General features: G+C 67.5%; 16 protein-coding genes. 8 read left to right on the top strand and 8 right to left on the bottom strand.

The genetic code is table 11. The features are described 5' to 3' along the window. Window positions 1-142: 142 nt before the first annotated feature. Window positions 143-1,333 (top strand): right-handed parallel beta-helix repeat-containing protein, encoded by a 1,191-nt coding sequence (locus ACWF4Z_RS07560; RefSeq protein ID WP_452242137.1) that lies wholly within the window; start codon window positions 143-145, stop codon window positions 1,331-1,333. A gap of 136 nt (window positions 1,334-1,469) precedes the next feature. Beyond that, window positions 1,470-2,168 carry an SGNH/GDSL hydrolase family protein gene (locus ACWF4Z_RS07555; RefSeq protein WP_452242136.1) on the top strand — a complete coding sequence of 233 codons (699 nt, stop codon included), beginning with the start codon at window positions 1,470-1,472 and terminating at the stop codon, window positions 2,166-2,168. Here the strand turns inward: ACWF4Z_RS07555 and ACWF4Z_RS07550 are convergent. Continuing rightward, complete coding sequence (locus ACWF4Z_RS07550) at window positions 2,165-2,584, bottom strand: PadR family transcriptional regulator (RefSeq protein WP_452242135.1); 420 nt, start codon at window positions 2,582-2,584, stop codon at window positions 2,165-2,167. The genes ACWF4Z_RS07555 and ACWF4Z_RS07550 overlap by 4 nt on opposite strands. Next, the gene (locus tag ACWF4Z_RS07545; RefSeq protein ID WP_452242134.1) at window positions 2,584-2,784 is read right to left on the bottom strand and encodes a hypothetical protein; all 201 of its coding nucleotides are present in this window, start codon (window positions 2,782-2,784) and stop codon (window positions 2,584-2,586) included. The genes ACWF4Z_RS07550 and ACWF4Z_RS07545 overlap by 1 nt, the downstream gene beginning before the upstream one ends. A gap of 126 nt (window positions 2,785-2,910) precedes the next feature. On the opposite strand from ACWF4Z_RS07545, the gene ACWF4Z_RS07540 reads away from it, so the two are divergent. Genes ACWF4Z_RS07540 through ACWF4Z_RS07530 form a run of 3 tightly spaced genes read left to right on the top strand, consistent with a single transcriptional unit; the run spans window position 2,911 to window position 5,491 of the window. After that, window positions 2,911-3,765 (top strand): MerR family transcriptional regulator, encoded by an 855-nt coding sequence (locus ACWF4Z_RS07540; protein WP_452242133.1) that lies wholly within the window; start codon window positions 2,911-2,913, stop codon window positions 3,763-3,765. Further along, window positions 3,765-4,643 (top strand): transglutaminase domain-containing protein, encoded by an 879-nt coding sequence (locus tag ACWF4Z_RS07535; RefSeq protein WP_452242132.1) that lies wholly within the window; start codon window positions 3,765-3,767, stop codon window positions 4,641-4,643. The genes ACWF4Z_RS07540 and ACWF4Z_RS07535 overlap by 1 nt, the downstream gene beginning before the upstream one ends. A 26-nt stretch (window positions 4,644-4,669) precedes the next feature. Continuing rightward, on the top strand, window positions 4,670-5,491 hold the full coding sequence (locus ACWF4Z_RS07530; protein ID WP_452242131.1) for a PHP domain-containing protein: 822 nt from the start codon (window positions 4,670-4,672) through the stop codon (window positions 5,489-5,491). Between the two features lie 43 nt (window positions 5,492-5,534). On the opposite strand, the gene glgP is transcribed toward ACWF4Z_RS07530, so the two are convergent. Then, window positions 5,535-8,132 (bottom strand): alpha-glucan family phosphorylase, encoded by a 2,598-nt coding sequence (gene glgP / locus ACWF4Z_RS07525; protein WP_452242130.1) that lies wholly within the window; start codon window positions 8,130-8,132, stop codon window positions 5,535-5,537. Window positions 8,133-8,358: 226 nt separating this feature from the next. Between glgP and ACWF4Z_RS07520 the strand changes: the two genes are divergently transcribed. Then, entirely contained in the window at window positions 8,359-10,347 is a 1,989-nt protein-coding gene (locus ACWF4Z_RS07520; protein WP_452242129.1) for an alpha-1,4-glucan--maltose-1-phosphate maltosyltransferase, read from the top strand. A gap of 18 nt (window positions 10,348-10,365) precedes the next feature. On the opposite strand, the gene ACWF4Z_RS07515 is transcribed toward ACWF4Z_RS07520, so the two are convergent. From ACWF4Z_RS07515 to ACWF4Z_RS07505, 3 genes are read right to left on the bottom strand one after another with little or no spacing between them, the layout of a single operon-like run. After that, window positions 10,366-11,148, bottom strand: coding sequence for an N-acetyltransferase (locus tag ACWF4Z_RS07515; protein WP_452242128.1), 783 nt, complete (start codon window positions 11,146-11,148; stop codon window positions 10,366-10,368). 52 nt (window positions 11,149-11,200) lie between these two features. Continuing rightward, a complete protein-coding gene (locus ACWF4Z_RS07510) occupies window positions 11,201-12,358 on the bottom strand; it encodes a threonine synthase (RefSeq protein ID WP_452242127.1) in 1,158 nt (385 codons plus the stop codon). Window positions 12,359-12,369: 11 nt separating this feature from the next. Continuing rightward, entirely contained in the window at window positions 12,370-12,993 is a 624-nt protein-coding gene (locus tag ACWF4Z_RS07505; RefSeq protein ID WP_452242126.1) for a winged helix-turn-helix domain-containing protein, read from the bottom strand. A 347-nt stretch (window positions 12,994-13,340) separates the two neighbouring features. On the opposite strand from ACWF4Z_RS07505, the gene ACWF4Z_RS07500 reads away from it, so the two are divergent. Further along, on the top strand, window positions 13,341-17,693 hold the full coding sequence (locus tag ACWF4Z_RS07500) for a S8 family serine peptidase (protein ID WP_452242125.1): 4,353 nt from the start codon (window positions 13,341-13,343) through the stop codon (window positions 17,691-17,693). An 82-nt stretch (window positions 17,694-17,775) separates the two neighbouring features. Here the strand turns inward: ACWF4Z_RS07500 and ACWF4Z_RS07495 are convergent, their stop codons facing one another. Together ACWF4Z_RS07495 and ACWF4Z_RS07490 are read right to left on the bottom strand one after the other, a co-directional pair. Then, window positions 17,776-18,360 (bottom strand): winged helix-turn-helix domain-containing protein, encoded by a 585-nt coding sequence (locus ACWF4Z_RS07495; RefSeq protein WP_452242124.1) that lies wholly within the window; start codon window positions 18,358-18,360, stop codon window positions 17,776-17,778. Between the two features lie 308 nt (window positions 18,361-18,668). Next, window positions 18,669-19,979: a glycoside hydrolase family 18 protein gene (locus tag ACWF4Z_RS07490; protein WP_452242123.1), complete on the bottom strand. Its 1,311-nt coding sequence runs from the start codon at window positions 19,977-19,979 to the stop codon at window positions 18,669-18,671. Window positions 19,980-20,219: 240 nt separating this feature from the next. On the opposite strand from ACWF4Z_RS07490, the gene arfA reads away from it, so the two are divergent. Further along, entirely contained in the window at window positions 20,220-21,311 is a 1,092-nt protein-coding gene (arfA, locus tag ACWF4Z_RS07485) for a channel-forming protein ArfA/OmpATb (RefSeq protein ID WP_452242122.1), read from the top strand. Window positions 21,312-21,387 lie beyond the last annotated feature (76 nt).

Below are 21,387 nucleotides of genomic sequence, written 5' to 3'. Positions count from 1 at the left end.
GCGCACTGATCCCAGGACGGAGGTTCTCAGGGAGAACCCGCACACCGGTCGAGAGATCACCCCGATTCGCATCTGCGCCGTGGCACCTAGCTTCGACCGCAAGCGCCAAGAATTCCAGGCACCGAGGCTAGGGAGCGAACCGATGTCACATACAAGAGAAGGCTCACGGGCACTCGCGGCGACGACCGCCCTGGCGGTGGTGCTCGCGACTACGCCGATCGCCCTGGCTGCACCCGCCGGTGCGGCACCAGCGAAGGCGACGCTCCACTGCGGCGACACGATCACCACCGATACCACCCTGCACGCCGACCTCGTCAGCTGCCCGGGCATCGGCCTCGCCATCGGCGCCGATCACATCACGCTCAATCTCAACGGCCACACCATCGACGGGAACGGCGTACCGGCCGACTGCGGCGACGACGGACCCTGCGACATCGGGGTGGCCAATCTCGACGGCCACGACGACGTGACGATCGTCGGCGGAAAGATCCGTCAGTTCGCAGCCGGCGTGTTCGTCGCGCAACATGCAGCCCGCAACCGTCTCGGTCGGCTGGTCGTTGCGGACACCAGCGACGCCGGGATCATCGTGGTGGAGTCCACCGACAGCGTGATCGAGAGGAACGCCGTCTCAGGAAGCTCCGGTTTCGGCATCGTGCTGGCTTCCCTCGATGACAGCGCGGTCGAACGCAACGCAGTCGACGGCAACGACCAAGGAATCGCCATCTTCGGCAGCTCCCACCACAACAGTGTTCGAGGAAACGCTCTGACCCACCAGGCTGGGTCTGCGCTCGACCTCGGCGAGGGCGCCACGGACAATCGACTGGTCGACAATCGCTTGGCCGACAACGGCGATGGCATCGTCCTCCAAGAAGCAGCAGACAACGTGGTCAGCCGCAATGTCGTCACCGGCACGGGATCGTTCGGCTCCCCCGACACGGGCGGATTCGGGATCGTCCTCGACGGCGCCGATCGCAACCAGCTGGACCGGAACACCGTGACCGGCGGCCGCGGGCCGGCCATCTTCGTGGCGACCCTCGACGCAACGACCTCCCCGGAGGGCAACCTCATCTCCCGCAACACTGTCAACAGCAAGCAGTACGACGGGATCTTCGTCGACCGCTCTGCGACCGCGACCGTCATCGAGCGCAACATCGCCAACCACAACGGGACGGACGGCATCCACGTCGACGCACCTTCGACCACGGTGACCCGGAACGTCGCCGGCTACAACCACAACCTGGGGATCGAGACGGTCCCAGGTGTCACCGACGGCGGCGGGAACCGGGCCGTCCACAACGGCAGCCGCCCGCAATGCACCAACATCGCCTGCTGAGTTTGATTTCCTCGGGTACTCTCTTTGGTCACCGTCTGTTCATCTCCGGGGGGACCGATGTTTGCACTGCGCCGAGTGGCTCGGGAGCGTACGACTACGCCGATCGGCGCGTTGCACCAGGCGGTCATGCGCTGGGGTGAGGCAGAGCGGGCGAGTTCCCGGCTGGCCATCCGGCGGTGGGTGTGACGGTGTCGCGTACGTCGATGTCCAGGCGCGGACGTACGCCGAGTTCTGGTCCTGGCAGAACGAGCAGGCCCTGGCCGCGGAGGGACCGTTGTGGGTCGTGCTCGGCGACTCGACCGCGCAAGGACTCGGCGCCTCGTCACCACTACATGGGTATGTCGGTCAGGTGCTCAACGCACTTCGTCGTACCGGCAGCCCGTGGCGAGTGCTCAACCTGTCCCGCTCCGGTGCGCAGACCAAGCATGTGCTGGCGGATCAGCTCCCCTTGGCCGATGGCCTGCAGCCCGCACTGGTGACGTGCGGCATTGGCAGCAACGACATCCTCAGTACGCCGCCGAAGCGGTTCCGCGACCACCTCCGTGAGGTGATCGAGCGACTGCCGTCTTCGGCGGTGATGATGGACCTGACCGTCCCGGACGGTTTCTGGCGCATCGGCGGCGTCGCCAGTCCGTATGTGGCCGGCATCAACGAGTGGATCAGCACGACCGCGACTTCACGCGGCCTGCCCGTGGCCGAGGTCTCTCGCCACGCCCGGCCGCCGTGGCGCGGCATGCTCGCGCCAGACAGCTTTCATCCGAACAACCTCGGCTACCGCCGCCATGCGGATGCCTTGCTCGCCGCCCTACCGAGCGGCATCCTCAAGCCTGCTTAGGCTTCCGGGGTCTGGGGACCGTCGGCAAGCAGCAGGTACAGCGCGCGGCGCGCGTCGGCCAGGATCTTGGCGGCGGCAGTGCGCTGCTCTTCCGATCCACTGCGGGCGACCTGTCGAGTGGCTGAGTGCAGCTCCTCGAGCAGTCCACGCAGGTCGGTCGCGGGCTCAGTGTTCGCGAACGCGGCGAACGGATCGGTCGACGTCTCGCGACGGCTCTCGACGTACTCGCGGCCGGCGTCGGTCAGGGTGACGAGCTTGCGGCCGGCCTCCGCGGTCACGGTGACCAGGCCCTCGTCTTCCAGTTGGTTGATGGTCGGGTAGATCGCGCCGGGGCTGGGGGTCCAGCGCCCGCCGCTACGGTCGGCGATGGCCTGCATCAGTTGGTAGCCGTGCATCGGCTCCTCGGCAAGCAACATCAGGACGGCCGTTCGGACATCACCGCGCGGGGCTCGCCCACGGCCTGAGCCACGGCCGGGACCACGACCACCGCGGCCACGGAATTCACCGCGTTCGCCAGGTTGGTCATGGCCGCCGTGCATCGGCATGCCTTCGCCCATCCGCGGTCCACCGCGGCGGGGGTGATGATGATGGCCGCGTCGGCGGCCTTCTCGTTCATCGGGGGTGTTCATAATATCCTCCTAGATAGTCTTGATGACACTAACGATATATCGTTACCGTCTCTAACACAACCCCTGCCGCAAAACTTCCCTCTGCCCCAGGGGCAGGGTGTTCACTGACATCCATGAGTGGGGGACACGACACCGACAGCCAGTTGACGATCAGCGAGTTCGGCCGCCGGGCCGGGCTCTCCCACAAGGCACTCCGCCTGTACGACGTCTCCGGGCTCCTCGCCCCGGCCCGCGTCGATCCGGTCACCGGCTACCGCCAGTACTCCGTCAGCCAGCTCGAACGCGCCCGCCGGATCAGCGTGCTGCGCCAACTGGACATGCCGCTGACGACCATCGCCGAGGTACTCGCGGGCTCCGATGAGGACGGCTTGATCCGCCTCGACCGCTGGTGGGCCGCCCAGGAGGCGACCACGGAGGCCCGCCGCTCGACGCTGCAATACCTGCGCGACCGCCTCTCCCGATCCGGTACGCCGGGACTCGCGCCACGACCCGTACTGACCCGGGACGTGCCGGCCACCAAGATCGCCTCGATCCGCGCCGACACCAACCAGCAGTTGCTCGTCGGCGTGATCGTGTCCTCGACGTACCAGCTCCGCGAGCACCTGTTCGAGGCGGGTGCGACGCTGACCGGCGAATCGTGGGTGATCTACCACGGCGCGGTGACGCCCGAGGCGGAGGCGACGGTCGAGGTCTGCGTGCCCTTCACCGGGCTGGTCGATCCGTCCGGCCCGATCGCGATCCGGGTCGAGCCGGCGCATCAGGAGGCGTACTGCACGATCACGATGGACGAGTGCGCGTATCCGCGGATCATGCTCGCGTACGACCTGGTCGTCGACTGGGTCCGCGCCGCCGGGGTGCCGGAGACCGGGCCGTCCCGTGAGATCTATCGCCCCGACTGCAATCTGCTGCCGCGCGACGAGCCGGCCGTCGACATCGCCGTACCTGTAACTCTGGAGAGGAAAGCTTGATGGACTACGCAGTTCACACCCAGTTCAGCGACCCGGGCGCGCACGCGCAGCTCTTCGACGCGCTGCCGGACGACCCGTCCGCGATCGGCGCGGTCGTCCGCAACCTGCTGATCCACTACCGCGGCGGCGGGATCACCTTCACCGGTGAGCGGTTGGCCGAGATCGACAACCGCTGGGTGTCGACGATGCTCGAGACGGATCAGCGGCGCAACGGTACGGCGCTCGCCGTACCGCGGGAGCCGTTCGACCACGTGGTCGGCTGCTGCCGCGACTTCACGCTGATGTTCGTCTCGATGCTGCGCCACAAGGGGATCCCGGCCCGCAGCCGGATCGGGTTCGCCGTCTACTTCGCCGAGGGGTTCAACGTCGACCACGTGGTCGCGGAGTACTGGAACGGCGATCGCTGGGTCATGCTCGACCCGCAACTCGACCCGGCCGGCAACCACCCGTTCACCACCGAGGACATGCCGCGCGGCCCGTTCGTGTCGGCCGCCGAGGTCTGGCTCGGTGTCCGCGCCGGCGAACTCGACGCCGACACGTACGGCGTCGACCCCGGCCTCCCGACCATCCGCGGCGAGTGGCTGATCCGCAACTACGTCCACCTCCAGCTCGCCCACCTGCACGGCGACGAGCTCCTCCTCTGGGACAACTGGGGTTCGATGTCCGACACCGTCGACGGCGCCGACCTCGATCTCACCGACACCGTCGCCCGCCTCTTAGTTGCCTCCGACAACGGAGATGAGACCGCGACGCAGCAGGTCGAGGACCTCTACCGCACCAACCCGGCCTTCACCTTCACCGGTCGCTCCTTCGTCACCTCCCCCGCCAGCAACGGCAAGTTCTTCTCGACCGACCTCCGCAACCCTCAGGTCGCCTGACCCAGAACCCTGGCAGAGTCGCCGCTGTGGATCTCCCCGCCGACGGTCATACGCACAGTGAGTGGTCCTGGGACACCGACCGGGCCTCGATGGACGGATCGTGTGCCCGGGCGATCGAGGCCGGGGTGCCGGTGATCGCCTTCACCGAGCACCTCGACTTCACGCCGTTCCGGGCCGGGGACCTGGAGGAACGGTTCGGCCGGTTCATCTCCGGGGGTGTACTGCGGGTTCCGGCGCTAGACGTGGACGGATACCTGGAGTCGGTGGCGAGGTGCCGGGCCGCGTATCCGGAGCTGCGGATCCTGACCGGCCTCGAGATCGGTCAGCCGCATCTGCACGCGCGCGAGGTGGCCGACGTACTGGCCAAGGGGACGTTCGACCGCGTGCTCGGTTCACTGCACTGCTTGCGGGACGAGCAGGGGTACGCCGAACCCGGCGAACTCTTCACACTCCGCCCCGCAGCCGACGTCTTCCGGGAGTACCTGCAGGAAATCCCGACGATGGTTGCCGGGTCGGATGTCTACCAGGTGTTCACCCACATCGACTACCCGGTGCGCTACTGGCCCGACGACCAACCGCCCTTCGATCCCCACGACTTCGAGGACGATTTCCGCCCCGCCCTCCGCACCCTCGCCGAGGCAGACCTGGCCCTGGAGTTCAACACCAAGCTCCCCCTAGATCCCGCCATCCTCACCTGGTGGCACGAGGAAGGCGGCCGCCAACTGACCTTCGGCAGCGACGCCCACACCCCCGACCGGGTAGGCCACGGCTTGTCCGCAGCCGCCGAGGTAGCCAGATCCCACGGCTTCCACCCCGCCGCCTCCCCCACCGACCCCTGGACCACGTAGGAAGAAATCGACCCCGCCTGGTGAGGCAGGCGGGGTCGCGGGGTTAGAACTCGGAGCCGGCTGGGAGGTCGGGTGGGGTGGGGGCGTCGGGGCCGGCGGCCAGGCCCATTTCGGCGGGGGTGGCCAGGCCGGTGTGGTTGGGGATGACGCGGACGGTGTAGCCGAAGGGGCCGGTGCGGTCGAGCTTCAGTTCACCCTCGTACCGGTGCCGGTTGCCCTCGTACGTCTCCGCCAGCGACAGCGACGCCCGGACCGGGTCGGTGATCTCGTCGTTGGTGTCGACGCGACCGTGCAGGACCTCGACACAGATGTCGGCCGGTGTCAGGTCGCCGATCGCCGCGAACGCGCGGATACCGACGGTGGTCCCGAGCTCCGGTACGTCGCCCAGTCCCTGCAGCTCCACGTGGTCGACCCGGATCTCCGGCCACGCCGTACGGACCTTCTTCTTCCACGCGGCCAGTTCACGGGCGCCGTCGTACGTCGAGTTCAGCGAGCGCGACGACTTGGCCGCCGGCACGTACAACTGCTCGACGTAGTCGCGGACCATCCGGGTCGCGAGGACCTTCGGGCCGAGCTCCTTGATCGTGTGCCGCAGCATCTCGATCCAGCGGGTCGGCACGGCGCCGTCGTAGAAGCGCGGTGCGACCTGCTTCTCGATGATGTCGTACAGCGCGTGCGCCTCGAGGTCGTCGCGGCGTTCGGTGTCCTCGATCCCCTCGGCGGACGGGATCGCCCAGCCGAACTCGTCGTCGTACCACTCGTCCCACCAGCCGTCGCGGATCGAGAGGTTCAGTGCGCCGTTCAGTGCCGCCTTCATGCCGGACGTGCCACACGCCTCGTACGGGCGCAGCGGGTTGTTCAGCCAGACGTCGCAGCCCGGGTACATCGGCTGCGCGAGCGCGATGTCGTAGTCCGGCACGAACACGATCCGATGCCGCACCTCAGGATCGTCGGCGAACCGGACCATCTCCTGGATCAGCTTCTTGCCGCCCTCGTCGTGCGGGTGCGCCTTGCCCGCGATGACGATCTGCACCGGCCGCTGCGGGTGCAGCAGCAGCGCCTTCAGCCGGGCCGGGTCGCGCAGCATCAGCGTCAACCGCTTGTACGACGGAACCCGCCGCGCGAAGCCCATGGTCAGAACGTCCGGGTCGAGGATCGAGTCGACCCAGCCGAGCTCGGCGTCGCTGGCACCACGGTTGATCCAGGACTGCCGCACCCGGGACCGGGTGTCGTCGATGAACCGCTGCCGCAGGATCCGCTTGGTCTCCCAGATCTGCTGGTCAGTGGTCTTGTCGAGACCCTCGAAGACCGAGTCGCCCTCGGCCGTGTAGTTCGCGTAGGTCAGGTCGTGGATCTCCCGCGCCACCCACGTCGGCGCGTGTACGCCGTTCGTGATCGAGGAGATCGGTACGTCGACCGGGTCGAAGCTCGGCCACAGACCGGAGAACATCCCCCGGCTGACGACGCCGTGCAGCTTGGAGACGCCGTTCGCCCGCTGTGCCAGCCGCAGACCCATGATCGCCATGTTGAACAGCGCGGGGTCGCCACCCTCGAAGTCCTCGGCACCGAGCTCGAGGATCCGCTCGATCGGGACACCCGGACCGAACACGTCCGGCGAGAAGTGCTGCTGGATCAGCTCGACCGGGAACCGGTCGATCCCGGCCGGGACCGGTGTGTGAGTAGTGAACACTGTGCCGCCGCGGTTGACCTCGAGCGCGGTGTCGAAGTCCAGGTCCTTGTCAGAGGCAAGCTCGCGGATCCGCTCAACACCGAGGAATCCGGCGTGGCCCTCGTTGGTGTGGAACACCTCGGGCGCCGGGTGACCGGTGATCGCGCAGAACTTGCGGACCGCGCGGACCCCGCCGACGCCGAGCAGGAGCTCCTGCAGCAGCCGGTGCTCGGTGGTACCGCCGTACAGCCGGTCGGTCACCTCGCGCTCGGCCGGCTCGTTCTCCTCCATGTCGGAGTCGAGCATCAGCAGCGGCACCCGGCCGACCTGGGCGACCCAGATCTGCGCGTGCAGCTGGCGGCCACCAGGCAGCGTCAGCGTCACGGTCGCGGGGGCGGCGTTCGGCTCCGGGCCGTCGCGGAGCAGGCTGATCGGCAGCCCGTCCGGATCCACCAGCGGGTAACGCTCCTGCTGCCAGCCCTCGCGGTTCAGCGACTGCGCAAAGTAGCCGTGCCGGTACAGCAGACCGACACCGATCAGCGGTACGCCGAGGTCGCTGGCGGCCTTGAGGTGATCACCGGCCAGGATGCCCAGACCACCGGAGTACTGCGGCAGCACGTGCGTGATGCCGAACTCCGGGGAGAAGTAGGCCACGGCGTCGACCGGCGTACCGGCCTCGGTCTGGAACCACCGGTCGTCGGTCACATAGCCGTCCAGGTCGGCTACAGCCAGTTCGAGCCGGCGTAGGAAGGCGTGGTCTCCCGCCAGCTCGTCGAGGCGCGCCGCCGGGACCTCGCCGAGCAGCTTGACCGGGTCGCCGCCGGTGCTGCGCCACAGCTGGGGGTCGACCGCTTCGAAGACGTCCTGGGTCTCCGGGTGCCAGGCCCAGCGGAGGTTGTTCACCAGGGTGCCGAGGCCGGTCAGCGGCTCGGGCAGGACAGGGCGGACGGAGAATCGTCGTATCGCTCGCACCGGGACACCGTACCGGCCACAGGGGCAGCAAACACCCCCGGCATGCATCGATCTTGCAACACCAGCAAGATTTTGCAGAGGGTGTTGGCCTACGAACACAAATGTTCCACGGCTCGGACCGAACCGTGACCACTACATGTCACGGATGGGTACTGGGAACCGATAACGTCAGACCTGTAGTTCACCCGCCGACCCACAACTCGGAAAGCGAAGGTTCGTCTACGCCATGACTGGGCGCATCCCGATCACCGACGTCACCCCGACCGTCGACGCCGGAGCGTATCCGGCCAAGGCCGCCGTCGGCGAGACGTTCACCATCGCCGCGACGGTCTTCCGGGAGGGTCACGACGCGGTCAACGCGAACGTCGTACTGACCTCTCCCTCGGGTCAGACCAGACGGATGCTGATGGCACCGGTCGGGCAGGGCACCGATCGCTGGACCGTCGACGTAACCCTGCAGGAGCAGGGCGCGTGGACGTTCGCGGTCGAGGGCTGGAGCGATCCGTACGGGACCTGGCGGCACAACGCCGAGATCAAGGTGCCGGCCGGAATCGACGTCGACCTGATGTTCGCCGAGGGCGCCGCGTTCTTCGACCGGGCCGCGGCCGGCGTGCCCCCCGCCGTACGGGCCGACCGGAACACTTTGGGCGACGCAGCGCATGCACTCGCGAACGGCGCGTTGCCGCCGGAGGCACGCCTGGCCGCGGGAATCTCCCCGCAGGTCCGCTCCGCGCTCGGGCGGTATCCGGTCCGCGAGCTGATCACCTCGTCGGAGACCTACCCGGTGTGGGTCGACCGCGAGCGCGCGCTGTACGGCAGCTGGTACGAATTCTTCCCGCGGTCGGAGGGTGCGACGTACGACGACGCCACCGGCACCTGGAAGTCCGGCACCTTCAAGACCGCGGCCAACCGGCTCGAGGCCGTCGCGAAGATGGGCTTCGACATCCTGTACGTGCCGCCGGTGCACCCGGTCGGTCACTCGTTCCGCAAAGGCCCGAACAACACGCTCGACCCGAAGCCGGGCGACCCCGGTTCGCCGTGGGCGATCGGCTCCGAGGACGGCGGCCACGACGCGATCCACCCCGAGCTCGGGACGTTCGAGGACTTCGACAACTTCGTCGCCCGGGCCCGCGAGGTCGGCCTCGAGGTCGCGATCGACCTGGCCCTGCAGGCGTCGCCGGATCACCCGTGGGTGACCGAGCACCCGAAGTGGTTCAGCGTCCGCGCCGACGGTTCGATCGCGTACGCCGAGAACCCGCCGAAGAAGTATCAGGACATCTACCCGATCAACTTCGACAACGATCCCGAAGGTATCTACGCCGAGGTCCTGCGGATCGTGAAGCTGTGGATCTCGCACGGTGTCACCGTGTTCCGGGTCGACAACCCACACACGAAGCCGGTCAACTTCTGGGAGTACCTGCTCGGCGAGATCCGCAAGACCGACCCGGATGTGGTCTTCCTGTCCGAGGCGTTCACCCGCCGGCCGATGATGCGGGAGCTGGCCAAGGTCGGCTTCCACCAGTCGTACACCTACTTCACCTGGCGCAACGAGAAGTGGGAGCTCGAGGAGTACCTGACCGAGCTGACCAAGGAGACCGGCCACTTCCTCCGGCCGAACTTCTTCGTCAACACCCCGGACATCCTCACCGCCTACCTGCAGTACGGCGGTCCCGGCGCCTTCAAGATCCGCGCCGCGATCGCGGCCACGGCATCCCCGAGCTGGGGCGTGTACGCCGGTTACGAGCTGTTCGAACACGTGGCACTCCGGCCGGGATCCGAGGAATACCTGGACACCGAGAAGTTCCAGCTCCGTCCGCGGGACTGGGATGCCGCCGCGGCCGAGGGTCGCACGCTGGCGCCGTACCTCACGCTCCTGAACACGATCCGCCGCCGGCACCCGGCCCTGCAGCAGCTCCGCAACCTCAGCCTGCACTCGGTCGAGGACGAAGCGATCATGTGCTACTCCAAGCGCACAACCGCACCGGACGGCCACAGCGACACCGTCATCGTCGTCGTGAACACCGACCCGCACTCCGTCCGCGAGTCGATGGTCCACCTCGACATGCCCGCCCTCGGCATGCGCCCCGAAGACACCTTCACCGTCTACGACGAAATCACCGGCGCAACCTGGCGCTGGGGCCAACAGAACTACATCCGCTTGGATCCCAACGGAGAACCAGCCCACATCCTCGCCGTACGCCGCGGCCAGGCATAAAACCTGTCAGGCAGCGAGTTAACGCGCGGTTGGCAGGTCGTGGCGTACCCAGACGTTGGGTTCGACGTAGACGGCGTGATTGTGGGTGACGTCGCAGTGGACTGGTGTGAGCGCCTTCGGGACCAGGACGTCGCCGGTTTCGGTGAAGGGGAGGCCGGTCCAGCGGCGCCACTCGGGCAGAGTGCCGGTGATCACCATCGATCGTGGCGCAACCCCGATGATCGTTCCGCCTGCCTTGACGTGCACTCGCAGCCAGGGGTCGACCGGCAGGCCGTCGTCTCTGCGCTGTTCGACATACTCATCCATCGGCTGCCGCGGGTCGGCCTTCCCGTTGGGGCGGACGGGCGCGTAGAGAGCCGTATGACCCTTCGCCTGAACCGCCGCGCGCATGGCGGCGAGCAGGTCGTGCGACAACCCGCTGCCGAGATGCGACGGCCGGATGACGATCTCCAACGCGCTCGACACACTGGTCTGCCGACCTTCTCGCAGGTCGTCGAATCCCCAGTGCAGAACCCGATCCCAGCCACCACTCGGCAGCTCCGCGCGGATCTCGGTCGGAAAGGCGAACGGGATGCTCCGGCCATGGGCGATCAGTTCGCCGTCGTCGGTTGCGACGACACACTGATCCGGGAAGTGATCCGGTACCCGCCCGAAGAACACATTGCCGATCGGATCGTGAATCATGAACTCCGGCCAAACACCGTCCATCTCGGACAGACGTTCGCGGTACGCCGGTCGCTCGGCAAGCGTCGTGATCACGATCTCGGCCGCTGACGACTTCCTGGTCTCTTCAGAGTTCATGACCCAAGGATCCAGCGAAGGCTTCGCCCTGTCATGCGTGTTTCCTACCGATCTACAGCGGCACGGTTTCTGGGTATTTGAGGCCGGCGCCGGTGTTGAGGGCAACAACCTGGTCGTCGGCGTGGATCCAGCCGGATTCGCGCAAGGCGCGGATAGCCGCGAAGTTGGCTGCGCCTTCCGGGCAGATGAAGGTGCCTTCCAGGCGGGCTACCTCGTGCTGTTCGCTGAGGATGTCTTCGTCGTCGACGGCGACCGCGCATCCATTGGTCTCCGCGATCGCCTGAAGGACCAAGAAGTCCCCCAACGCTTTAGGCACAGTGATGCCGAAGGCAACGGTGTGGGCGTCTGGCCACGGCTCGCTTTCCGGGAGGCCCTTTTCCCAGGCGCGGACGATCGGGGCGCAACCAGTGGACTGTACGGCGACCAATCGCGGCAGTGGGCCTGTGATCCAGCCGAGTTCGCGTAGCTCGACGAGCGCCTTCCAGATGCCGATGATGCCGACGCCGCCTCCGGTCGGGTAGACGATCACGTCCGGGAGTTGCCAGCCAAGCTGCTCGGCGATCTCCAACCCCATCGTCTTCTTGCCCTCGATCCGGTACGGCTCCTTCAGCGTCGACGCGTCGAAGTACCCCGCCTGCTGACGGACATACGCCGCCGCATCCCCGATCAGCCCGTCGATCAGGACGAGCTCGGCGCCGACGACCGACACCTCCCGCCGGCAGATCTCCGGCGCCGCGAGCGGCATCGCGATCAACGCTTCCATCCCGGCACGAGCGGCGTACGCGGCCCACGCAGACCCGGCGTTCCCGTTCGTCGGCATGGCGATCTTTCGTACGCCGACCTCGTAAGCCCGCGACACCCCAACGGCCGCACCCCGCGCCTTGAACGACCCGGTCGGGATCAGCCCCTCGTCCTTCATCAGCAGGCGCGAGACGCCCACCGCGGCACCGTACCGAGGCATCGGCAGCAGCGGCGTCATCCCCTCCCCCAGCGTGACGATGTTGGCCGCGGACCGCACCGGCAGCAGCTCGTGGTACCGCCACAGGTTCGGCGGCCTGGAGGCCAGCTCGGCGGGAGTCAGCGTGATCGACGGGAGCGCGTACCGGGCGAGCAAGGGTGATCCGCACGGGCACAGCCCGATGATCTGGTCGGCGTCGTGGACGGATCCACATTTCGGGCACTCGAGGTGGCTCAGCGCTGAGAAGGTCACATCAGCAGAAACTACCCCGCGCGCAATCCGATGATCGCCGGGCGTTGGTGATCGGTGAGGCAGAACCCGATCCCGCGGACGGCGTCGATCGTGACCGTCGTACCGAGCTCGTCGAGCTTGCGGCGCAGGCGCTTCACCACCGAGTGCACGTCGGCGGTGCCACGCAGGTGCCGGTTGCGCCAGACGGTCTGGTGCAGAGCGTCGTACGTCCAGACGCGAACCGGCGCCGAGGTGAGCCGGGCGAGCAGGTCGTGTTCGAGCTCGGTCAACTGGATCTCCCGGCCGCGCCAGCGAGCGAGCGATCGGATCCGGTCGATCGTCAGTACGTCGGCGTCCGGTTCGTCGGGGTGCTCACGGTCAGTGCGGCGGACGGTGGTGGTGTCGACCTCGGCGGGCTCCGGTGGTTCCGGTTGCTCGGGGGCGGCGGGTGGTGGCTGCTGCGCTGGAACGAGCAGCTTGCGCAGTTCGTCGAGACTGGAGACCAGCAGCAGCGGGGCGACGCCGTCGACGAGCTCGGCGAGTTGCACGCGCTGCTCGGCCGAGGCCGCGACCGCGATCAGCAACGGAAACGACTCCGGACCGGTCGTGGTCAGATCGACGTCGTCCGCAGGGGCGGGGACACGGGCGGTGACCATCCGATCACGATGTCAACCTTTGCCCGGGATCGTCAACGGACTGCCACTGTTTGACCACGTTGCCTCGATCGGTGCGACAGCTAGTCACATGTTGCTCACCAGGTGTGCTTGTTACCACGTTGTTCTGAAACATAGGGTCCTCGACAGGCTCGCGGTGTCACCTATCGCGAGCTTGGGGGCACGGAGCGTTCGCCCAACCGGTCCAACCGCCCAACGCGAACCCCCATGCACCTCTGCACCGATGACTCGGGGGAGTCGACTCGGGGTCTGTCAAGTGAGGGGCTGCAGAGATGTCACATCAACCACGAAGGGGACTCGCCAGATCACTGGTGGGTGCCCTGGCGACGGTGGCCGTTCTGGCGACCGGGCTGGCCGCGGCCGGCCAGGCGCAGGCGTCGCCGCCCACCAAACCAGAAGCCACTCCGGCATCAAAAATCAAGCCGGAACTGGCGGCGCAACTCGAGGGCAAGGACGCCAAGTCCGTCTCGGACTACTGGGTCCGCTTCGGCGCGAAGGCCGACCTCACCGCCGCCAGCCGCATCACCGATTGGAACGAGCGCGGCACCGCCGTGGCCGCCGCGTTGCGTAAGACCGCCGCGGAAAGCCAGGCCGGCATTCGCGCCGAGCTGGACGCACAGCACGTGAAGTACACGGCGTTCTGGGGTACGAACGCGATCCGCATCCAGAGCGGAACGCTGACGCTGGCCCAGAGCCTGGCCACCCACACCGAGGTCGAGGGCCTGTACGCCCCGACCAAGGTCGAGGTCCCCAAGGTGACCCCGGCCCAGACCGAGCACGAGGTCCAGGCGGTCGAGTGGGGTGTCGCCAACATCAAGGCGAACCAGGTCTGGTCGCAGTACGGCGACAAGGGTGAGGGCATCGTCGTCGCGAGCATCGACACCGGGGTCCAGTACGACCACCCGGCGCTGGTGAAGCAGTACCGCGGCAACAACGGTGACGGCACCTTCGACCACAACTACAACTGGTTCGACGCGGCCGGCACCTCGCCGACGGCACCGGCCGACGGCAACGGCCACGGCACCCACACGATGGGCACCATGGTCGGCGACGACGGCGCGGGCAACCAGGTCGGGGTCGCGCCGGGGGTGAAGTGGATCGCCGCGAACGGCTGCTGCCCGAGCGACGAAGCACTGATCAGCTCCGGTCAGTGGATGCTCGAGCCGACCAACCTCGCCGGGCAGAACCCGGACGCGAGCAAGCGGCCGAACGTCATCAACAACTCGTGGGGCAGCACGCTGCCGTCCAACGACCCGTTCATGGAGGACGTCACCAACGCCTGGACCGCGTCCGGGATCTTCGGTGCGTTCGCCAACGGCAACAGCGGACCGGGCTGTAACACCAGCGGTTCGCCGGGTAGCGAGCAGAGCATCTACTCCGCCGGCGCCTATGACATCAACAACAACATCGCCTCGTTCTCCGGCCGCGGTTCCGGCCAGAACGGCGTGATCAAGCCGAACATCTCGGCGCCTGGCGTCAACGTCCGGTCCAGCCTGCCGGGCAACACCTACGGCAGCTTCAGCGGTACGTCGATGGCCACACCACACCTCGCGGCGACGATCGCGCTGTTGTGGTCGGCGTCGCCGACGTTGAAGGGTGACGTGGCGGCAACTCGCGCGCTGCTGAACCAGACCGCGGTCGACGCGCCGGACACCTCGTGCGGTGGCACCGCGGAGAACAACAACGTGTTCGGTCAGGGCCGTCTGGACGCACTGGCCCTGCTGAACGCCGCACCGATCGGCAACACCGGCACTCTGTCCGGCAAGGTCACCGCCGCCACCGGTGGTGCCGCGATCGCCGGTGCCAGCGTGACGGTCAAGGCCGCCGGTCAGCCTGACAAGGTCCTGACCACCAGCAGCACCGGTACGTACTCCTCGGTCCTGCCGGAAGGGAGCTACGACCTGACCGTGGCGTCGTTCGGGTACGGGACGCAGACGGCCACCGTCAGCATCACCACCGGTCAGACCACGGTCAAGGACTTCGCGCTGGCGAGCACCCCGCAGGTGAGCGTCGGCGGCACCATCACGGACGGCTCCGGCCACGGCTGGCCGCTGTACGCGAAGGTGAGCGTCGAGGGTCCGGGTGGCGTGTTCGACTACACCACGCCGACCAACGGTCGCTTCAGCCTGAAGGTTCCGTCCGGTGCGGCGTACTCGCTCAAGGTCGAGGCGCAGTACCCGGGCTACCAGACGGTCAGCCAGCCGATCACGGTCGGGAGCGGCAACCTGACCAAGAACATCGCGGTTCCGGTGCGGTCCGACGCGTGCGCCACGGCGCCGGGTTACCGCAACGGCTCCGACGGCGTCTACGAGACGTTCGACTCCGGTGCGGTCCCGAGTGGCTGGACCGTGGTCGACGGCAAGGGCAACGGTCAGGTCTGGCAGTTCAACGACCCGGGCAACCGGGGCAACCTGTCCGGTGGTGGCGGCAAGTTCGCGGTCATCGACAGCGACAAGTACGGTCCGGCCGGCTCGCAGGACACGTCGCTGGTCAGCCCGGTCGTGAACCTGAGCGCGGTCACCGCCCCGGTGATCCGGTTCAACCAGGACCTGAACTACCTGTCCGGCGAGAAGGCCGACGTCGACCTGTCGATCGACGGCGGTGCCACCTGGAGCACCGTGGCCGCGCAGGCCGCGGACCTGCGCGGTGTCAAGGAGATCGCGATCCCGCAGGCGGCCGGCAAGTCCGCCGTACAGGTTCGCTTCCACTACTACAACGCCTCGTACGAATGGTGGTGGGAGGTCGACAGCGTGCTGATCGGCAGCCAGATCACCTGCGAGCCGACCGGCGGCGGCATCGTCGTCGGCAACGTCAAGGACGCCAACACGAACGGTTTCCTGAACGGCGCCGTCGTCACCCGTGACGGCAGCTCCGAGTCCGGTACCACCGTGGCGACGCCCGAGGACACCGGCCTGAACGACGGCTTCTACTGGCTGTACTCGTCCACGGACGGCGACCAGGGCTTCACCGCCAAGGCCGGCAACTACGTCACGGCGAACCAGACCGTCAACGTCGAGGCGGACTGGGTCACCCCGGCCGACTTCTCGCTGAAGGCCGGACAGCTCAGCGTCACGCCGGGCAGCATCACTGGCAACCTCAAGCTGCCCAGCGGCAAGGTGACCAAGTCGTTCACCGTCAAGAACACCGGTGGCGCCGACGTCAACGTCAAGTTCGGTGAGAAGGACAACGGCTTCGTCCTGGAGAACGCGAACGGCACCAAGACCACCAAGTCCCAGGTGCTGAACAGCACGGGCGCGCCGCTGCAGCGGCTCTCCGTGCCGACGACGTTCGCCAATCTGCTGTCGGGCAAGATGGCCACGGCAAGCACGGCGGCCGCACAGCCGCAGGCCGCACCGTGGACGAGCATCGCCAACTACCCGGCGGCAGTGATGGACAACCGGGTGGTCAGCCTCGACGGCAAGACCTACTCGATTGCCGGTGGCAACGGTTCGGCCTCGAGTGCGAACAGCTACGTGTACGACCCGGCGTCGCTGGCCTGGACGCCGATCGCTCCGCTGCCGGCCGCCCGTAACGCCATCACCGTCGGCGTCGTGGGTGGCAAGATCATCGCCAGCTCCGGCTGGGGTGCATCCGGTCCGGACGCGGCGACGTGGTCCTACGACCCGGCTGCGAACGCCTGGACGGCCCTCGCGGCCAACCCGGCGCCGCGGGCCGCGGCCGGCCAGGCTGTCGCGGACGGCAAGCTGTACGCCGTCGGTGGCTGCACGACCGCAAGCTGCCTGCCGATGAGCAACACGGTGGTCCGGTACGACCCGGCCGCCAACTCGTGGCAGACACTGGCGAACTACCCGCAGTCGGTCGCGTTCGCGTCCTGCGGCACCATCGACGGCAAGGTCTACTGCGCCGGTGGTAACGACGGCACGAACTCGCTGAAGTCGGCGTACGTCTACGACCCGGGAGCGGACTCCTGGACCGCGATCGCCGATGCTCCGGCCGACCACTGGGCGGCGTCGTACGCCGTTGCCAACGGCAAACTTCTTGTCGTCGGCGGTGTCCAGGCCGGTGCCGTCACCAACGCCGGGTTCTCCTACGACCCGGCGACGGACAGCTGGACGGCCCTGCCGAACGCCAACCAGGCACGCTACCGCGGTGGCGCGGCCTGTGGCTTCTACAAGGTCGGTGGCTCGTCCGGTGGCTTCACCGCCACGGTCGACAGTGAGGTCCTGCCGGGTCTGGAGGACTGCTCCGAGTCCGCGGCGGACGTGAGCTGGTTGTCGCTCGACAAGACCGAGGCCACCCTGGCCCCGGGACAGTCGACGACGGTCAAGGTCACGCTCACCGCGAACGTCGACCAGCCCGGCACCTACAGCGGTGCCGTGACGATCGGCGAGAACACCCCCTACACGGTCGCACCGGTCGGCGTGACGATGGTCGTCACTCCCCCGAACACCTGGAGCAAGCTGCAAGGCACCGTCACGAGCGTCAGCTCGACCGGCGTCACAGCACCGCTCCCGGGCGCGACCGTCGAGGTGGACTCGTGGGCACAGTCGTACACCTTCATCACCGACAAGGACGGCAAGTACGCCTACTGGCTGGACCGTCGCAACAACCCGCTCACCCTGATCGCCGCCAAGGACGGCTACAAGCCCCAGACCCGCACCACCAAACTGGTCGCCGGTGAGCCAGTAACCGAAGACTTCGCCCTGAAGTCGATCAAGTAATCACAACGCAGTAGAAACGCCCGGCCCCGGACACATTGTCCGGGGCCGGGCCTGTTCCCGGTCTAGAAACGGGGCGGGCGCGCTAGGCGGTCTGTAGTAGGTGGAAGCCGACGCCGCGGACGGCGTGAATCGTTACAGTGGCGCCCAGGTTGGAGAGCTTTTGGCGCAGGCGCTTGACCACCGAGTGGATGTGGGAGCCGTGGCCGAGGTGTTCGTTGCCCCAGACTGCGTGGTGCAAGCGCTGGTAAGTCCAGACGCGTCCGGGTTCCGCCACCAGGCAGTGCAGGAAGTCGTGCTCCAGCCGGGTCAGTGAGACCTCACGGTCCTTCCACCGAACCACTCTGCGCCCCTCGTCGAGCTCGATCTGGTCAGCCTCGACCGGAGCAGCCTCGACCGGTACAGCCTCGATCGAGGCAGCGACAGGCAGCTGGGCAGCCGAAACCTGAGCAGCCACAGGCATCTGGGCAACGGTGGGCAGCACCGTCGGAGTCAGTACGACGGGACCGACCGGAGTGACCGAGGTGAGCTCCAGGAACGCCCGGGCTTGATCCGCGCTCGACACCAGCAGCAGTGCGTCCGCCCCACCCAACAGCCGCGCGAGTTGCACCCGTTCGGCCGTCGAGGTAGCCACCCCGATGATCAACGACGAATCCGACGACCTCTGCATGGCAAGCCCCTCCCCAATCCAACGCCGGCCAGCCACAAGTACGGTTCACGGCACGAACTAAGTCAAGGGATTCCCCGCGCGCAGGGCTGGCACATATGCGCCCTGTCCGAGAAAGGACAAGACCGCGGACGGGCCAAAATCGAAGCAGAACCTGATCGCAAACACACAGCGTGCGCACAGCTGTGCCGATCATGGGCCGATCATGGGCCGAACAAGCGCCGGACAAGGGCAGCCAAGGACACGTGAAGAGCCGGCCGGGCCCGGGGCGGCGGGCGCGGCCGGCGGTCCTGCAGTGGTGTTGGCAGGGGTCAGCCGATCGTCTTCACCGCGCTGATCAGCGTGCCGCTGGTGGTGTCGCCGGACAGCTCCCAGAAGAAGGCGCCGCCGAGGCCCTGGTTGTTCGCGTACGTCATCTTGGTCTGGATCGTGGCAGGCGTGTCATAGCCCCACCACTGCCCGTTGCAGAACGCGTACGCCGTACCTCCGACCGTCCCCGTGGACGGGCAGCGGGTCGAGATCAGCTTGTAGTCCTCGATCCCGGCCTCGTACTTGCCGGGCGCCGCGCCGGTCGCTGAACCACCGGGCGCGGCCTGCGTGACCCCGGTCCAGCCACGACCGTAGAACCCGACCCCGAGCAGCAGCTTGGACGCCGGGATGCCCTTCGACTTCAGCTTCTGGATCGCGGCATCGCTGTAGAAGCCGGCGGTCGGGATTCCGGCGTACGACGTCAACGGCGAGTGCGGCGCGGTCGGGCCTTGTGAGCTGAATGCCCCGAAGTAGTCATAGGTCATGGGCATCAGCCAGTCGAGCTTCCCGGCCGCGGCGGCGTAGTCGGTCGCGTCGATCTTGCCGCCGTTCGTACCGTCGGCCGTGATCGCGGCGGTCACCAATGCCGACGAGCCGAACTTGTTACGCAACGCGGTGATCACGTTGTTGAAGGCGCTCGGGCCGGAGGTGTCGCAGCTGAGGCCGCAGGCGTTCGGGTACTCCCAGTCGATGTCGATGCCGTCGAACACGTCGGCCCACCGCGGGTCCTTGACCAGGCTGTAGCAGGAGTCCGCGAACGCGGTCGGGTTCCTGGCGGCGTCGGTGAAGCCGCCGGACCACGTCCAGCCACCGAACGACCAGACCACCTTGAGGTTCGGGAACTCCTTCTTCAGCTTGCGCAGCTGATTGAAGTTGCCGCGCAGCGCACCGGTGTCCCAGGTGTCCGCGACGCCGTCGACCGACGACGCCGCGTCGTAGAACTTGTCGTACGCCGCGTACGAGTCGCCGATCGCACAACGGCCACCGGTGGTGTTGCCGAACGCGTAGACGATCGTGGTCAGCTTCGCGGCCGATCCACTCGTCTTGATGTTCTTCACGTGGTAGTTGCGGTCGTAGACACCCCACTCGGTGAAGTAGCCGACGACCTTCTTACCAGCGGCGGGCTGTGCGGCGGGCTGTGCCGCCGACTGTGCCGCCGACTGTGCCGCCGACTGTGCCGCCGACTGTGCCGCCGACTGGGCCGCCGACTGGGCCGCCGGTTCAGCTGTTGGTCGAGCGGCGATGGCGGGCGACGCCAGACCGGCGCCGAGAAGGGCCGTCGCGGCGGCCAGAACCAGAAAACGCAGACGCATGAGAGTTACCTCCTGGGGGGCGGAAGAGGAACTGTCCGCACCCTATCGACCACATCCAGTTAAGAAAAGAAGTTAACCGAATAAAAATGAGCTCGTGATCATCGCGTCGCGGCAGGTAACCCGTTCACCACCGCGATCCGACACGCCGTCCGGGAGTTGCCGATCGGCGTGCGGTGGGAGTGCGAAGCGGAGTAATCTCCTCGCGCACGGTCACTCTTGACCGCATCCGACGGAGGAACAGTGCCCAGTCCGGTTCGACGGCCGCTCGTTCGGCGACCGCTCGTCATCTGGCTGCTCGCGGCCCTCGCCGTCCCGGTGCTGCTGACGGCGATCCTCATCCCGGCCAGGGCAGGCACCACCGAGGACGATCTGCACGATCGGACCCTGGCCGCACTCCAGGCCCGCGGGATCGAGACCGGCTCGATCGACTTCGACGGTCGCGATGCGAAGGTCGTCGTACCGGCTGGTGTCGATGCCGAGCTCGTGCGTCAGGTGGTCGGATCCGTCGACGGCGTCCGTACGGTCCGGATCGAGGGTGCGACGACGTCACCGTCGGCCGCTCCACCCGCCGAGCCGGCGGTTTCGCCGTTCGAGGTGGGCCGGACCGATCAGTCGATCCGAGTGCAGGGTGCGGTCAAGGATCAAGCGGTCCAGGACGCGATCGCCGCCGAGGTCGCGAAGGTGCTCGGAGACAATCGCGAGTACGACGACCGCACGACGATCGACGCGAACGGCCTGCCCGACGCGACTGCGGTGTCCTCGCTGTTGTCCGCGATCGCGGTGGGGAGCGGTGACGCGTCGGTGCGGTGGGACGGCAGCACACTCACCTTGTCGGGTGAGGTGCCGGACCAGGCGACCAAGGCCACCATGGCCCGGGCCGCCGCGAAGGCCGTGCCTGGTGCCGTGATCGCCAACCAGCTCGAGGTTCCGCCGCCACCGGTGGCTCAGGTCAGCGAAGCGTGCCGGACGTTCCCGAGCCGGCTGTCGGAGTTCACCCGGCAGCACAAGATCAACTTCCTGTCCGGTACGGCGATCGTCAACGACGCATCGAAGCCGACCGTCGTCAAGGCGGCCGCGTTGCTGAAGACGTGTCCGGACGCGTTCATCGAGGTGGCCGGTCACACCGACAACCTCGGGTCGCCGGCGAGCAGTCTGCCGCTGTCCGAACGCCGGGCCGCCGAGGTCAAGGCCGAACTGGTCAAGCTCGGCGTGGCCGCCAACCACATCCACTCGACCGGTTACGGCCAGGCCTTCCCGATCGCGTCCAACTCCACCGCCGGCGGCCGGATCGAGAACCGCCGAGCCGAGATCCGAGTACTGCAAGGGAACTGAATGAGCTGGCTGATCGCACAGACCTGGGTCCTGCTGCTGGTCGCGTTCGTACTCGGCAGCGCGGCCGCCTGGATCG

The sequence above is a fragment of the Kribbella sp. NPDC055071 genome, from assembly GCF_053608045.1.
Note: the sequence above shows the minus strand (reverse complement) of the source record. Positions and strands in the feature narration are given on the sequence as shown.